We start from the raw sequence: 14,973 nt of genomic DNA, 5'->3' as shown, positions 1-14,973 counted from the left end.
GATTCCACGATGACACGAGGTAAAGCATGACAAATTCAAACAACGAAGGCGGCCGGATACGCGATCTGCTGCCGCTGCTGCGTCCCTTCCTGCCCTGGATAGTGCTGTCCGCGCTGACCGGCGCGGTGGCCAGTATCGCGTCGGTGGCCTTGCTGGCGACAATCAACCAAGTGCTCAACCTTCCCGGCGGCATGTCGTGGAGCATCGCGCTCTTCTTCGGCGGGCTGTGCCTGGTCGCGCTGGCGGGACGGGCCACGTCCCACATCGCCATGAACCATGTCGGCCAGCGGCTGGTGGCCGAAGTGCGCAAGTCGCTGGCCAGGAAAATCCTGTCGGCGCCGATCGACGCGCTCGAGCGCTTCAAGACCCACCGCCTGATGCCGGTGCTGACCCAGGACGTGGACATGATCAGCGACGTCATCTTCGTGCTGGCGACCACCATGGTGTCGGTGGCGACGGTGTTCGGTTGCCTGGCGTATCTGGCGTATCTGTCGCCGCCGCTGCTGGCGATGCTGCTGACGGCGTTGGTGCTGGGTTCGGCGATCCAGTTGTACGCCCAATCCAAAGGCGTGGCCGGTTTCTGGAAGGCGCGCGAACACGAGGAGCAACTGCACAAGGCCTACCGCGATATCAGCGAGGGCGCCAAGGAATTGCGCATGCACCGCGAGCGGCGCGCGCGCATACTGAACGGGCAGATCGAGCGCACCATCGACGCCATCCGCGACGTCAATGGCAAGGCCATCAACACCTACGTGCTGGCTGCCGCCTATGGCTCGGCGCTGTACTTCCTGCTGATCGCCCTGTTGCTGGGATGGGCGGCCGTGCGGCCGGTCGAACCGGTGGCGCTGAGCGGCTTCGTGCTGGTGCTGCTGTTCCTGAAGGGGCCGATCGACCAGATCATCGGCATGTTGCCCGAGGTGGGGCGCGCCAAGGTGGGGTTCCAGCGGATCGCCGAACTGTCGCAGCGCTTCACCAACCCCGAGCCGCACCTGCATCTGGACCAGCCCGCGCGCCGCGTGGGCATGTCGACCAGCATTGAACTGCGCGGCGTGCGGTACGCGTTCACGCCGCAGAACCCGGAGGACCCGGGCTTCGCGCTGGGCCCGGTCGATCTGCGCCTGCAGGGTGGCGAGCTGGTCTTTATTGTCGGCGACAACGGCTCCGGCAAGACCACGCTGATCAAGATACTGCTGGGCCTGTACAGGCCGGGGCAAGGGGAGATTCTGGTGGACGGGCAAGTCGTCACGGACGAGGGGCGCGACGATTACCGGCAGCTGTTCACCACGGTGTTCGCCGATTTCTACCTGTTCGACAACGTGCTCGCCGGCGGCATCGACGGCCGCCCTCACCTAGTGGCGGAGGCGGCGCTGGAATACATGGCGCGGCTGGAAATCGCCAACAAGGTCAGCTTGAAGGATGGCGTGTTCAGCACGCTTGACCTGTCGACCGGTCAGCGCAAGCGGCTCGCGCTGGTGCACGCCTATCTTGAAGGACGCCCGGTGCTGGTGTTCGACGAATGGGCGGCCGACCAGGACCCGACCTTCCGCCATTTGTTCTACACGGAGCTGTTGCCGGAATTGCGCGCCAAGGGCCATCTGGTAATCGCCATCTCGCACGACGACCGCTACTTCCACCTGGCCGACCGGGTGATCCGTATGTCGGGCGGCCACATCGTCGAGGACCGCCGCCAGCCGCCGCAGGCCGGCGCCGGGGCTGGGGGCGACCTGGCTGGCGACGCCAGTCCCGCCGACGCACTGGCCGGTCAGGTTTGTTGAGGCGCCCGCAGGGCAGGGTCGAGCGGGCAGGCGTCGCAGTAGCCCGGCTCGGGCAGCAGGTAGTATAGGCAGCACTGGCGGTGCAGCCGATGGGTGACGGCCGCGCCATCGCGGCGCAGCACCACCGAGCGATCGCGCCCGAACAGGGGATTGGGCCGCGCCGGCGCGTCCCAAGCCGGCGCGTGCAGCAGCCGGTCGCGGTCGGCATCCAAGCGCAGCATGCCCGGCGCCAGTTGCCCGGCGGTCTCGAAGATCGCCAGCAGCTGGCGGGCGATGTTCGCCCACAAGATCTTTTTAGGCAGGCGGGTATGGGCGCTCAGGGCGTCGAACAGCGGCAGCAGGTGCAGCCAGACCAGCGGCGTGTAGCGGGCGGCGGTGTCGGCGGCCGGCATGGCCGCGCCTTCCGATGTGATGTGAAAGACGGTCGGCGTGCCGTCCGGCGCCAGGCTGACGGCGGTCTGGCCGGCGTCGACGGGAAACACGTGCCCCAGCAAGGTGGCCGCCGCGCAGACCGGTGGCAGCAGCGCGCCGGTGTACGCCATGGCCCATGCCGAGGCGACCGGCCGCAGGTCGTCGCCGTGGTATTGCAGGCGGGCGGCGAAGCGGCGAAGGCTGTCGTCGAGCAGGGGCGAACCGTCGGTAAAGCCGGTGGCGGCATGCGCGTGCGCCGGCATGGCCGGGGCCAGCGAGAGGGCGTCGGCCAGTTCGGCCAACGGCCCTTGAAACAGGGGGGCCAGGATCGGTATCACATGGGTTCCGTGGAAGAGCGTCGTGTTGATGTCTCTTCCAAGACGCGCCAGGCGGCGGGGTGTTTAGGGTGGGGGGGCTGAACTGTACTGGTCATACTTGACCTGATACACGATGTCCGACTGGCGACCGGTAGCATCCGCAGCCAAAAGCCGTCACACAAACAAGGAAATGATATTCAGTACCTAGAATCTTGGCGTTCTGCTGAACAGATTGGTGAACGACTGGCGCAAGGATTGGAAGGTTAGTTACGCGTCGAGTTGCCTCTGGGGCATGCCCTACACGGAATTGCGATAAAGCTTTAGCTCGTGGTAACGACGATGACGCCTTGTCTGAGCTTTTGGACGGCAGCGGTCGAGTTGTAGCCGTTCATCTCACTTGGAGGTCTTCGGGCAATTCGCGTTTTGGCGGAACGGACGCTCGCAGCGCTTCATCCCAAAGGTACAGGCCGCGGTTTGGATCGAAGGCGGTCGGTTCGCGACCGCAGTTTGGATATTCGTTTCGCACAGTGCATGCAGATTCGCCTATGACGCACGCGTGTAATCCGGAGGCCACCCACTTATAGATTAGTGCCTGTGTATCGGGTGGCTTGGCCAAGCCACCATGATCTAGATCGAACCCTTTGGTGTAATCTCCAGCCGCACTTGCGCTGTCGCGTGGGACGATGATGCCGACTGGCAGCGTCGCGATTTTTTCATATGCTGAGTGCACTTCTATTTTGTCGCAAAAGTGCCGGAATTGTTTATTCAACGCGCTTGTCCAATCCATCTCTAGCTTTTGCTGAAAGTCGTTGATCGGCAGAGGCAGCAGCACACGTAGGTGAGGGTTTGGAGTGAGAAACCGCGCGAAGGTGGCCAATTGCGAACCTTTGATTGGGGTGCCCAACGTGTACATCAGGCGAAAAGCGGACAAGGGGATATGACCGTACTCGGACTTGACATGGAGGAGATAGGCGCGTGCAAAGTTGCCGCCCAAGCTATGACCCACAAGGACAATCTTGGAGTATTTTTTTTGGAACAGCAGGTCATCAAGCTGACGGCTCATTTCTTTCAGGACCTGTGTAAAGCTGGGATTGCCTGCAAAAAGAAAACTATCGTAGCTGACAGTGTATACGTCGAGCAGGCCGGCGAAGTTGCGGTCCTCGGCGAGCAGCCTAGGCCATTCTTTCTTCGTGTCGGGATTCTTCCACGTTTCCGCCGAGCCATTCAATCCATGAAAGAAAACGACGGCCACGCGGGAACAGGGGGCTTGGCAATCGGGGCCGGGTTGGCGCGTAATTCTGACAATATCGTCAGCATTCGCCATCGGTGCCCAGAGTAGGGTACTCAGCAATAGAGCGATGCAAGCGCGGCGAGGAGGCGCAAACTGTTCGGCGAGCTTGGCAAAGAAGTGGGAGGTTCGGGCCAACGTGGCATCGAAGGTCCGTATCTTAAGCACCAGGTCAAGCAGCCTGCACACATCCGGTTGAAGTTGGTTCAGCATGTTTTTTTCCTTTTTCTCGTCCGCGAAAATTTCCTATTTTGCTTGATGCTTCTTCGCTTCCTGTTGCTGAAGTTCCCTCAACAAGGCCATGTCTTTGCTCCAGATTGGCTTACCCTGCAGCGTCGGCCGTATGAATACAGAGCCGTTTTTTTGCCGCGTCCATTTGTGTTTCAAGTTTTTAAGCCAGATAAACATATTTTCTTCTAATCACCTTACGCCAATTTTCCGTGCAGTTAATCTTGCGCCATGCTCGTGGTCTACTTATCTGTAGCATCATTGTAAGGCCGCGTTATGCGCGCACTTAGTGACAGTGAAACCTGTATTTTGAGCTGCTGTAGTCAAATCATCGGAGTTGCTCGCACAGTGCCCCAAACTGTGAAGTTGACGGAATCGCCGTTGTAGCTAAAGTTGAGAGTTGTCCCGTACCTCCACGAGGTTTAGCGAGCCACGAAGTGCTACCTAGAGTTGACGGGATTAGCGACTGCCGCTGCGAGTACGAATTTGACATCGACGCAGCCTTGTGGGCCAAGATTATGACTGTCAAAATTTTCGGATTTCTCTTATGAAACGTGCATGAATCGTCCACATTCGCGGCATCCCTTGTGGGGCAAGATCAGATTGCTCGACGGCTCTTATTTATAGGCTCTTGTTTGGTTTCGATGTGGAGGGATCCGAATTAACATAGTCGTCGTAATATTTTTCTGTCCAGTAAAAGGGCAAATACTGCAACTTGGGCGTGCCCAATGGTTAGGGGAGAGAATCGGTAATTCTGGTGACTCCTGTCCATTGTAAGTATTCTCTTCAATCGGACAGCGATTTTCGAGGCGAGCCGCACACTGAATGGCATATCAAACCGGACAACTGTTCTCCTACCCATGAATCCTCCGATAAACTAAGCAATCGAAATTCGGCTTAGCGATGCTTCAAACCAGCGGAAAAATTCGCAGTACGCAGCAATCGCGAGAGCTTGGTTGTCAGCATAGCGTGGATCTTGACCTGGGACATTGACCTTCCCAAGTCCAATATACCGGTTCTGAGGGAAGAGTTGGAATGCCGGCAATCGGTTTATGATGTCGACTAAGCGCATTAGCTCCTGTTGCTTGTAGTGAAGCTCCGGAGCGAAACACCAATCAGGGCTCGTGTTGTCCCAGTAGTGCACTCCACGTCGTAGTCCAACCTTCCGCGCTAGCGAAGAGATGTCATTTGTCACCTCAGCTGTCGGATTCGGGCCTTGGGATGGATTCCTGGCGGTAGCTGCCAACAGCCAGATAAGTGCTCCAACCGTTTCTCTATGACTATCTAAGAAAATCCGCGCTTTACGCAATTCTGCCTCAGTGTCGTATGTTCCCCGGGGAGTACGCGGTTGTAGAAACTCCGCCTGCTGATCTGACTGAGCTCGCGCCTTCCAATCAAATAAAAGCTCTACCGAATAAACACTAGGGAATCGATCAATCATTCGATGACATGATGGGCAGAGCCAAATACCGTTATGCGAATTACCGCGTTCACCATCGGTTTGAAGCCAATTATATCGAGGGCTGCCAAGCTTCTCTCCACAAATATGCGCGGCGTCACCCCCGTTGCGCATCGTAAGACTTTGTGAATCTGGCCGGCCTGTCGGAGCCCTGCAATGCGGAGCCGCACACCTCAATCCTGCTTCGTCACACAACTCTGTCCTGACTGATTGGGTAAATGGCATTTGCTTCTCTCTGTGTTAAGTGATGGAAGAGTAACAGTTTCGAATTGGAAATACAAAAAAAGTGAGAGAGCAATGTCAGCTTTCCGGTCCGACGCCGAGCCTGAATTTCCAAATTGATGCACTGGATAAGCGAAATATGGTCTCCTTAGCGAAAAATGTACACGTTTCATTTTGCGCTCGATACTGCCTTTCATCTGATTTCTCTCGCGTCACGGTATAGCCGAGTTTCCTCAGAATGCTCAAAGTAGGAGCAAGCGTAATTCCTGCTGTCACAATCTTAATTCGAGTAGTCACATTCGATGATTTTAATAGCTTTAGTGCGTAAGCCTACCTCTGGAGCGTCTGCCTGTGGCCGGTTGCCGCCTATTGAAAGTGGAACTCATCCCCCAGTTGGTGTGAGGTCAAGTTTAAGCCGGTACATCTAAACAGACGGGCGCGCGCCGCGTCTTGATGGCAGCACGTCCCGATTCTTCAATTTCAACCGATGAGTGAGCACAGATGGCAAAGACAAAACTGGTATACATTTGGTCGCTGCGCAACGCGGCCGCCGACGAGGCCGGCCAGTACGTTTCGTACAAGGGCGGGCAGCGGTATATGAAATCGCCGCTCGAGTACTTGGCCGAGGCATTGAACCAGACGGCGCTGGGCGATGCCTACTCGCTTGAGGCCGTCATTTTCGACGACGACCCCGAGTCGCCGCGCGACCAGGAAATGATCAAGGACTATGGCTTTTCGTATCAGCCCGGCAAGCAGTGGTTTTATCCGCCCGAACTGGCGATCGACGGGCGGCCCGTCAATGATCTGCTGTGCGGCATCGCGTCGACGTACCGGCGGCTGCCGCTGGATGCGGCGCAGCGGCCGGCCGGCAAGAGCGACTTCGAAGCGCGCTTGCTCGGCAAGCTGCAATCACTAGGTGCCGAGCTGGTGGTGCTGGACGGCTTGCTGGTCATCCTGGACGAGCTGGTGAGGCCCGGCGCGCCGTTCCGGCAAAAGATCGTCAATATCCATCCCGGCATCACGCGCATCGAATCTCCGTATGAGCGGCGCGGCGCCACCGCCACCCTGGACGCCTTGCACGGGGCGCGTGGCCAGAAGGTGACCAACTGGCGCACCATGGAAACGCGGCCCGTCCCGGTGACGGACATGACCGGGGCTTCGTTCCATTATGTCGACAACGGCATCGATTCGGGGGAAGTCATAGTCGATGTGCTCGGGACCAGGATTGACCCGTCCGAAACCATCCTGGAACTGCGCTGGAACAATTTCAACAACAGCCTCTTCCCGGCATTGCGGCAGGGATTGGAGCACATGGCGGGATTGGGGGAGCTGCCGTCGGCCAAGGCGGCGTGATCCCCTTACCGCAGCGTTGACTGTTCAGTGACTGGTTTTTAGTCGGCCAGCTTGAACAGCAGCGTCGTTTGGAGTTTGGCTGGATCAGGCTCGATAGACGGGTTATTGTCATGAACCTCAAGGCGACAAGCGAATTTCTCTCCGTCAAGAGTTTGGTGGCTGTCCCACTTCAACTCCTTCTCCTTGGCCCAGCCGATAAGCATTGCCGTGACATCCATGAGGTCTGCGTAAGACCCTGTGTAGGTAAGGCTGACATAACGACCGGCGGGCAGTTCGCCTTCAACCAGCTGGCCTGTCAGTGGTATGGCCGCGTTGGTGGTCATGCCGACTTCGATCTCGAGGCGGGGCATGTCGATCAGGTTGAATTTGATGAACTCCATTCCGCTCGGCTCCACGCCGGCTCGCGAGAAGGCTAAAAAAAGTTCATCAAAAGCAGGACCCATGTCATCGTCAAATGGGATGGAAACGCGGAGGCGGACCGCGATGTAACGTTGAGCGGTCCGGTTGATGATTTGAGGGAGGGTGAGCATTTGGCAATCTCCAGTTGTCGGTTGTCTGTATAGACGGACGACGGTTCCGTAAATCGACATAAGCATCGCTTTTTTATTGCTCCGTCGGCCTCAAAAGTCTATCGCCGCCGACAACTGCCCGCTGCGCGGCGCCGACTGCGAGATCGTCCCGTACGAGGCCACGCCGGCCCAGTAGTGGCGGTCGAAAGCGTTCATCAGGCCGGCGCGCAAGGTGGTGGCCCGGCCGGCGATGACGGCGTGGTAGCGCAGTCCGAGGTCGACTTTGGTCCAGGCCGGCACCGATTGCAGATTGGCCTGGTCGACATACTGCTTGCCGGTGTGGCTGACGGCGCCGGTCGCCGTCAGACCGGGCAGGAAGGCCAGCGCCCATTCGCCGCCGAGGTTGGCCATCACGCGCGGCACGCCGACCGGACGCATGCCCACGGTGGCGGCGCTGTTGGTCTTGACCAGGCGGCCGTCGAGCAGGCTCACGCCGGCCAGCAGGCGCAGCGACGGGCCGAGCGCGCCCGACAGGTTGAGCTCGACGCCCCGGTTGCGCTGCTCGCTGTCCATGCGGTAGGTGCTGCCGTACAACTGTCCGCTCGGCTTGGTGATCTGGAACACGGCCACGGTGGCCAGCGCCACGCCCAGGTCGGCCTTGGCGCCGAGCTCGTACTGCTTGCTCTTGTAAGGCGCAAACACCTGGCCGGCGTTGTCGGCGATGTTGGGCGCGATGTCGCCCTTGCTCAAGCCCTCGATGTAATTGCCGTAGAGCGAGACGCGCGGCACCGGCTGGAACACGATGCCGGCCAGCGGCGTGAGCGCGCCTTGTTTGTAGCGCGTGGTGCGGGCGCCGGTGGTGGCGCTGTAGTTGTTCGATTCGACCAGCTGGCGGCGCAGGCCCAGTGTCAGTTGCAGGCGCTGGTCGGGCAGGTCGATGGTGTCGGCGACGGCCGCGCTCGACAACGTCGAGGCCGACAGCTTGGGTGCGTCCGCCGGCGCCGCGATGCCGGGATCGGCCACCGCCGACGGCAGGTAGATGTTCGACGCGATCGGGCGGCCGGCGTTGCTGATGCTGCCGAAGCGGTCGCGGTAGACGGTGCCCATGGCGACCAGCGCGTGTTGCAGCGCGCCGGTGCGCCAGCGCAGGCGCACGCCGGTGTCGGCGCTGCCGCGGCGCACGCGGAACTTCCAGTTCATCGGCGTGGACGTGGTGTCGCCGGCGCCGTTGACGATGGTCGGGGTCTGGTCGGAATAGCGCTCGACGTCCGAGCGCGTGCCGCCGACATCGGCGAAGACGGTCAGCTTGTCGTTCAGATCGTATTCCAGCTTGCCCAGCGTGGCCAGGTCGTTGGACTTCCACCAGCCCCACGCCTGCGTGATGTTGCGGCGCCCGTCGGCAGCGTCCGGCACCGGCAGGCGCGCGGCCAGCAGGAAGGGCCGGGTCGGCGCGTCGATCGACTGGTACTGCTCGATCACATCGAGCGAGGCGCGCACGCGGCTGCCCTGGTAGTCCAGCGCCAGGGCGGCCACGGCGGCGCGCGCGTGCTGGTTGTCGAGCGGCGTGTCGCCGCGCCGGTGCAGGCCGTTGACACGGACGCCGAAGCGGCGCTCCTCGCCAAAGCGCCGGCTGACGTCGACCGCCGCCCCCAGTTGCGCGGACGAGCCGTAGTCGAAGCTGACGCGGTTCAGGTCGCGCGGCAGCGAACGCTTGGGCACGGCGTTGACGACGCCGCCGACGCCGCCGTTGGGCGACATGCCGTACAGCAGGGCGGCCGGACCCTTGAGCACTTCGACGCTTTCCAGGTATTCGGTGAACAGGTGATAGTTGGGCGAGACGCCGTAGACGCCGTCGAAGGCGACCTCGCTCAGGTTGCCCTCGTTGAGGGGGAAGCCACGGATGAAGAAGGAGTCGGTGACGCCGCCGATCTGGCCGGTGAAACGGGTGGAGGCATCGCCGCCGAGCACCTCGGCCAGGGTGAGCGCCTGCTGGTCGAGCATGCGCTGGCTGGTGTAGCTGCTGACGCTGAACGGCGTGTCGAGCAGGCTTTTTTCGCCGAGCATGCCGGCGCGCGCGCTCTTGGCGAATTGGCCGCCGGAATCGGGCAGGGCCTGGCCGTTGACCAATACAGTCGGCAGATTTTGGGGCGTGGCTTCGGCGGACTGGGCGGACGCGGAGGGCGTCAGCTGGGTCGCGAGCAGGCCAACCAAGGCCAGGGTGGACGAACGCAAAGAGAGGGCGGGGAGGCGGGGCGTAAAAATGGTATCAGGCATTCACGGTTGGGCTGGTGGTTGATAAAAGGGTAAGCTTCTCAACATAGCACAAAACGAAGTAAATGAGAATCATTTCTATTAAAGGAAGCCTGCCGGAGCAAGTGGGCGGCGGCATGGATCGCGGTTATGCGACTTATCGTTCGTCACGTCGCGCACGGTAGGAGCGGGCGGGATCGAGCAATGCCAGCAAATCCCAATCCGGCTTGCATAGCCAACCCTGCTGCAGCGTGACGGCGGGCCGCTCCGCGTGGGCCGGTACGTGTTCGTAGCCGGACAGTTCAAAGCCGTCCGTCGACATCCATTCGAGATTGGCGTCCAGCAGGGCGCCGCGTCCGCAAGCCGTTGCGCAGGCCGCCGGTCCGACCTCCGCGCGCACCGTCGCCCGGCCAAGCGCCTGCTCCACGACGCTGGTCACCAGCAGCGCGCCGCTCAACGTTCTGATATGCCGGTCGGTCAGCTCGCGCCGCGCGATCTGCTCGCCGTACCGGTACAGCGGCACCACCCTGAAAGCGTTAACCACCGCAGGCAGTTCCAATTTGCACAGCCATGACTGCCCGTAGCCTTTCAGCCCGTGCCGATGGCGCAGTTGCTGCGCGCCGCTCAGCACGAACTGCATGCCTTTGAACCAGACCAGCCTGGGCATCACCAGCTCGTCGATAATGCGTGGCGGCCCGTCGGGTGCCAGCAGGCGCGCCACCTTGGTCGGCTTGCGCTGGCCCTGGTCGGTGATGCGCATCACCAGCAGCTCCAGCGGCTCATGCAGCGGCTCGATCTGAACCGGCCGATCCAGCGCCGCGCCGCCGTCCAGTCGACGCTGAACCCATACCTTCAATTTGCCACCCCGCAATATACTGTGTTTTTATGCAGTATATTGCATTTTGGATCGGTTATGATAGTCCTATGTGCGGACGCCTCGACCAAAACGACATCGACAGGGTGCTCAACGATTTCCGTTGGGCCGGCGAGGTCCTGCGCCGCAGCCGCGCGGAGCTGCTTTTCAACGCGGCGCCAGGCACGGTGCGGCCAATTTTGCGCATGGAGGGCGGTGCGCTGGTCGTCGACGACCGTTGGTGGATGTACAAGGCGGCCGGCTCCCCGGCGACCGTGCGGCCGACGCCCAACGCGCGGCTGGACAAGATCGCGGGCAGCTACTGGCGGCGGCTGCTGGGCGGCGGCCGCATCATCGTGCCGGCCAACGGATGGTATGAATGGACGGGCGACAAGCCCAACAAGCAGCCCTGGCATATTCACCGGGCCGATGGCGAAATGCTCTACATGGCCGCGCTGACGGCGTGGGATGCGCGTTCCGAGGACAGGAACGCCTCGGGCTTCGCCATCGTGACCGATGACGCGGAGGGCGGCATGATCGACGTGCACGACCGGCGGCCGGTGGTTTTCTCCGCGAGCGACGCGGCCACCTGGATGGACCCGGAGCTCTCCGGCGAGCGGGCGGCCGAGCTGGCGCGCTCGGTGGCGCTGGGCGCCGACAAGTTCGCGTGGTACCAGGTGTCGACGGCTGTCGGCAATTCGCGCAATCAGGGGGCGGAACTGGCGGCGCCGCTGCCTCCCGGGCTTTTTGATTGAATCGCGTCGGCGCTGATCCCTGCGAGTAGCATCGACAGCCGCACCAAGTTTATTTCTCTTCGTCTTTGCTCTTGTTCTCATCCGCAGCCACGGGAGGAAAATACACGCCGTCACGAAAGCGATCTTTGCTGCCACGCAGTAGCCCGGCAAAGGCTGGCGCGATCGCTGCCCGTGTAAATACCCCCCGCACGGCAGCGCCTGCGATTGTGCAGGATCGACAATATTACGTCACAATAAGGCGTCGTCGCGTGGACGACTGCCGTTGCGGGAACATTGCATCACCCATTCACTAGGAGGCTTATCATGCGCTGGGAAACACCTGAAGCAATCGATGTTCGCTGGGGTTTTGAGATCACCATGTACGTGTTCAACCGTTGATGTTTAACGCTGGCAGGTGCCGATGAACGATGGCGTTATCGACACCTGCCACTCCGCTTATCTGCGATAACTATGTCGAAAGATTGGATCAGCTGTTGAAAATCCGCATTCTTGGTTCCGCCGCAGGGGGAGGTTATCCGCAGTGGAATTGTAATTGCCTGAACTGTGACGGCATCCGCAATGGCACCATCCGGGCCGTAAGCCGCACGCAATCTTCGATTGCCGTCAGCGACGACGGCATCGATTGGGTATTGGTGAATGCGTCACCTGACATCCTGGCGCAAATCCGCGCCGCGCCGGCCTTGCAACCCGCCCGCGCCGTGCGCGACAGCGGCATTGCGGCAGTGCTGTTGATGGATGCCCAGATCGACCACGTGACTGGTTTGTTGATGCTGCGCGAGCGCGGCGCTGCCTTGCCCTTGTATGCTACGGCGGAAGTGCTGGCAGACTTGTCGCAAGCGTTGCCGCTGACGCGGGTACTTGGGCATTATTGCGGCGTCGAGACCCACACGCTGGCGATCGATGGCCAGCCTTTCTCGATTGCGCCCCTGCGCGACACGACGTTCTTGCCGATCCCTCTGTCGAGCAAGGCGCCGCCCTATTCGTCGCACCGCGAAGACCCGCACCCGGGCGACAATATCGGCCTGATGCTGCATGACCGCGCCAGCGGTGCGCGCCTGTTCTACGCGCCCGGGTTGGGACAAATGACCGATACGGTGGAAGTGGCGATGCGCCAGGCTGATGTGCTGCTGGTCGATGGCACCTGCTGGAGCGACGACGAAATGATCACGCTTGGCCTGTCGAAAAAAACGGCCCAAATGATGGGCCATTTGCCGCAGTCCGGCGCCGGCGGCATGATCGAGGTGCTGGCGCGCATGCCGGCGCGCCGCAAAATCCTCATTCACATCAACAACAGCAATCCGATCCTGCGCGAAGATTCGGCCGAGCGCGCCGAACTGGCCGCGCACGGCATCGAGGTGGCGTTCGACGGCATGGACATTACCCTATGACGCACCGTCTCGATAGCGGCACCCGGTTGGAGCCTTGGTCGCGCGCCGAATTCGAACAGCAGTTGCGGGCGATGGGCAAGAGCTACCATATCCATCATCCTTTCAACCTGCGCATGAATGCCGGGCAATGCTCGCCTGAACAGATTCGCGGCTGGATCGCCAACCGCTTCTATTACCAGTTCATCATCCCGAAAAAGGATGCGGCGATTCTGTCCAATTGCGACGATCGCGCTACGCGCCGCTTGTGGATCGCACGCATTCTCGATCATGACGGCTATGACGATTACCAGGGCGATGCCCAGGGCGGCATGGAAGCCTGGACCCAACTGGGCGAAGCGGCCGGCATTCCACGCGCCGAATTGTGGTCGCTGCAGCATGTGGTGCCGGCGGTGCGTTTCGCCTGCGACGCGTATGTCGACTTTGCGCGCCGCTCGCCGTGGCAAGAGGCAGTGTGCTCGTCGCTGACGGAGATGTTCGCGCCGCAGATTCATAAAGACCGGCTGGCCGGCTGGCCAACCCACTATCCGTGGGTGGAATCGGCCGGCCTGCATTACTTCCGCAGCCGCATCCCGTTGGCCCAGCGCGATGTTGAACATGGCCTGGCCGTGACGCTCGACTATTTCACGACCCGGCCGCAGCAGCTGCGCGCACTCGACATCCTGAAGTTCAAGCTGGACATCCTGTGGGCCATGCTGGACGCCATCGAAAAGGCTTATCCGACATGAACGATCCATTATTTCCCGCCGCGCCGGCGCTGAACCGGCGCTTTCGCCTGCAATGGGAGGAGGTCCAGCAATCCTACGTGCTGCTGTACCCCGAAGGCATGGTCAAGCTGAATGGCAGCGCCGGCGAAATCATAAAGTGCTGCGACGGCAAGACGCCGGTTGATCAAATTGTGAGCGACCTGGAAAACAAATTCCAGACCACCGGCTTGCGCGCCGATATCGAGGGGTTGCTGGCCCACGCCCATCGACAAAAGTGGATCGAGTGATGCTGCGAACCGATATTGCTCGCAGTGGCGCTGCGGCGGTGTCGCCGCCGTTCTGGCTCTTGGCGGAATTGACGTACCAATGCCCGCTGCATTGCGCGTTCTGTTATAACCCGCTCAACTACGATGCGGTGCGCAATGAATTGACCACTGGCGAATGGGTGCGGGTCATGCGCGAAGCACGCGCGCTGGGGGCGGTGCAGCTGGGATTTTCCGGTGGCGAGCCGCTGTTGCGCGACGACCTGGAAGAACTGGTCGCTGAAGCGCGCCGGCTGGGCTTTTACAGCAACCTGATCACCTCGGGTGTCGGCTTGAATGACACCCGCATCGCCGCGCTCAAGAACGCCGGGCTCGATCATATCCAGTTGTCGTTCCAGGATTCCACCCGTGAACTCAACGATTTCCTGAGCAGCACCAAGACGTTCGACCTCAAGCTGAAAGTGGCCAAGCTGATCAAGCAATACGATTACCCGATGGTGATGAATTGCGTGCTGCATCGCTATAACCTGCCGCATGTCGGCAAGATCATCGAGATGGCGCTGGCGCTCGGCGCCGAGTACCTGGAGCTGGCCAATACCCAATACTACGGCTGGGCCATGAAAAATCGCAACCAGCTGATGCCGACGCTCGAGCAGGTGCGCGAAGCCGAACGCGTGGTGGCGCAGTACCGCGAGCGCATAGGCGAGGCTTGCAAGCTGCTGTTCGTGGTGCCGGATTATTTCGAGGACCGGCCCAAGGCGTGCATGAATGGCTGGGGTTCGGTGTTTCTGGGCGTGGCGCCGGACGGCGTGGCGCTGCCTTGCCACAATGCGCGCGATCTGCCTGGGCTCAACTTGCCGAATGTACGCGACATGGGATTAGATGATATCTGGCGCATCAGCACCGCTTTCAACGCTTATCGCGGCAATGACTGGATGCAGGAGCCATGCCGTAGTTGCGACGAAAAGGGGCGCGACCTGGGCGGTTGCCGCTGCCAGGCATTCATGCTGGCCGGTGACGCGGCAGCTACCGATCCGGTATGCGGCAAGTCGCCCCAGCGCGGCGAGGTCGACAAAGTGATCCGGTTCGTCAGCCAGGGCGCGTCAGGGCTGGATAGCGCCACTCTGATCGAGCAGCCGATCGTGTTTCGCACGAACGCTAATTCACGCGCACTCAAGCCCGACATCCGATCGTGACT

Annotated in this window: 12 protein-coding genes; 7 read left to right on the top strand and 5 right to left on the bottom strand. The window is 61.0% G+C overall.

The annotated features are described in order from the left end of the window. Positions 1-26 precede the first annotated feature (26 nt). Positions 27-1,775 carry a cyclic peptide export ABC transporter gene (locus tag NHH88_21105; protein ID USX12185.1) on the top strand — a complete coding sequence of 583 codons (1,749 nt, stop codon included), beginning with the start codon at positions 27-29 and terminating at the stop codon, positions 1,773-1,775. Here NHH88_21105 and fhuF read toward each other — a convergent pair. Then, entirely contained in the window at positions 1,763-2,524 is a 762-nt protein-coding gene (gene fhuF / locus NHH88_21100) for a siderophore-iron reductase FhuF (GenBank protein ID USX12184.1), read from the bottom strand. The genes NHH88_21105 and fhuF overlap by 13 nt on opposite strands. Positions 2,525-2,891: 367 nt before the next feature. Continuing rightward, a complete protein-coding gene (locus NHH88_21095) occupies positions 2,892-4,004 on the bottom strand; it encodes an alpha/beta fold hydrolase (protein ID USX12183.1) in 1,113 nt (370 codons plus the stop codon). Between the two features lie 2,197 nt (positions 4,005-6,201). Between NHH88_21095 and NHH88_21090 the strand changes: the two genes are divergently transcribed. Then, positions 6,202-7,053, top strand: coding sequence for a N(5)-hydroxyornithine transformylase PvdF (locus NHH88_21090; protein USX12182.1), 852 nt, complete (start codon positions 6,202-6,204; stop codon positions 7,051-7,053). Positions 7,054-7,091: 38 nt separating this feature from the next. Here NHH88_21090 and NHH88_21085 read toward each other — a convergent pair whose 3' ends face one another. The 3 genes from NHH88_21085 to NHH88_21075 all read right to left on the bottom strand — a co-directional run bounded on the left by NHH88_21085 (position 7,092) and on the right by NHH88_21075 (position 10,668). After that, positions 7,092-7,583, bottom strand: coding sequence for a GyrI-like domain-containing protein (locus NHH88_21085; protein ID USX12181.1), 492 nt, complete (start codon positions 7,581-7,583; stop codon positions 7,092-7,094). A gap of 90 nt (positions 7,584-7,673) precedes the next feature. Next, a complete protein-coding gene (locus NHH88_21080; GenBank protein USX12180.1) occupies positions 7,674-9,836 on the bottom strand; it encodes a TonB-dependent siderophore receptor in 2,163 nt (720 codons plus the stop codon). A 133-nt stretch (positions 9,837-9,969) separates the two neighbouring features. Next, positions 9,970-10,668 (bottom strand): hypothetical protein, encoded by a 699-nt coding sequence (locus tag NHH88_21075; GenBank protein ID USX12179.1) that lies wholly within the window; start codon positions 10,666-10,668, stop codon positions 9,970-9,972. A gap of 29 nt (positions 10,669-10,697) precedes the next feature. On the opposite strand from NHH88_21075, the gene NHH88_21070 reads away from it, so the two are divergent. The 5 genes from NHH88_21070 (at position 10,698) to pqqE (ending at position 14,971) form a co-directional block, all read left to right on the top strand. Continuing rightward, entirely contained in the window at positions 10,698-11,420 is a 723-nt protein-coding gene (locus NHH88_21070; protein ID USX12178.1) for an SOS response-associated peptidase, read from the top strand. Positions 11,421-11,890: 470 nt separating this feature from the next. After that, positions 11,891-12,808 carry a pyrroloquinoline quinone biosynthesis protein PqqB gene (gene pqqB, locus NHH88_21065; GenBank protein USX17394.1) on the top strand — a complete coding sequence of 306 codons (918 nt, stop codon included), beginning with the start codon at positions 11,891-11,893 and terminating at the stop codon, positions 12,806-12,808. After that, positions 12,805-13,533, top strand: a complete 729-nt coding sequence (gene pqqC, locus NHH88_21060; GenBank protein ID USX12177.1) for a pyrroloquinoline-quinone synthase PqqC — start codon at positions 12,805-12,807, stop codon at positions 13,531-13,533. Before pqqB ends, pqqC begins: the two co-directional genes overlap by 4 nt. Further along, entirely contained in the window at positions 13,530-13,799 is a 270-nt protein-coding gene (gene pqqD, locus NHH88_21055; protein ID USX12176.1) for a pyrroloquinoline quinone biosynthesis peptide chaperone PqqD, read from the top strand. The genes pqqC and pqqD overlap by 4 nt, the downstream gene beginning before the upstream one ends. After that, the gene (gene pqqE / locus NHH88_21050) at positions 13,799-14,971 is read left to right on the top strand and encodes a pyrroloquinoline quinone biosynthesis protein PqqE (GenBank protein USX12175.1); all 1,173 of its coding nucleotides are present in this window, start codon (positions 13,799-13,801) and stop codon (positions 14,969-14,971) included. Before pqqD ends, pqqE begins: the two co-directional genes overlap by 1 nt. Positions 14,972-14,973: the final 2 nt, after the last annotated feature.

It is taken from the genome of Oxalobacteraceae bacterium OTU3CAMAD1, assembly GCA_024123915.1.
Classification (GTDB): domain Bacteria; phylum Pseudomonadota; class Gammaproteobacteria; order Burkholderiales; family Burkholderiaceae_D; genus Rugamonas.
This window is presented reverse-complemented; position numbering and strand designations above follow the sequence as displayed.

Bases quoted from the DNA above. Each gene is read 5' to 3' on its own strand.
- NHH88_21105 (USX12185.1), top strand. From the start codon at position 27: ATGACAAATTCAAACAACGAAGGCGGCCGGATACGCGATCTGCTGCCG.
- NHH88_21095 (USX12183.1), bottom strand. From the start codon at position 4,004: ATGCTGAACCAACTTCAACCGGATGTGTGCAGGCTGCTTGACCTGGTG.
- NHH88_21090 (USX12182.1), top strand. From the start codon at position 6,202: ATGGCAAAGACAAAACTGGTATACATTTGGTCGCTGCGCAACGCGGCC.
- NHH88_21085 (USX12181.1), bottom strand. From the start codon at position 7,583: ATGCTCACCCTCCCTCAAATCATCAACCGGACCGCTCAACGTTACATC.
- NHH88_21080 (USX12180.1), bottom strand. From the start codon at position 9,836: ATGCCTGATACCATTTTTACGCCCCGCCTCCCCGCCCTCTCTTTGCGT.
- NHH88_21070 (USX12178.1), top strand. From the start codon at position 10,698: ATGCAGTATATTGCATTTTGGATCGGTTATGATAGTCCTATGTGCGGA.
- pqqC (USX12177.1), top strand. From the start codon at position 12,805: ATGACGCACCGTCTCGATAGCGGCACCCGGTTGGAGCCTTGGTCGCGC.
- pqqD (USX12176.1), top strand. From the start codon at position 13,530: ATGAACGATCCATTATTTCCCGCCGCGCCGGCGCTGAACCGGCGCTTT.
- pqqE (USX12175.1), top strand. From the start codon at position 13,799: ATGCTGCGAACCGATATTGCTCGCAGTGGCGCTGCGGCGGTGTCGCCG.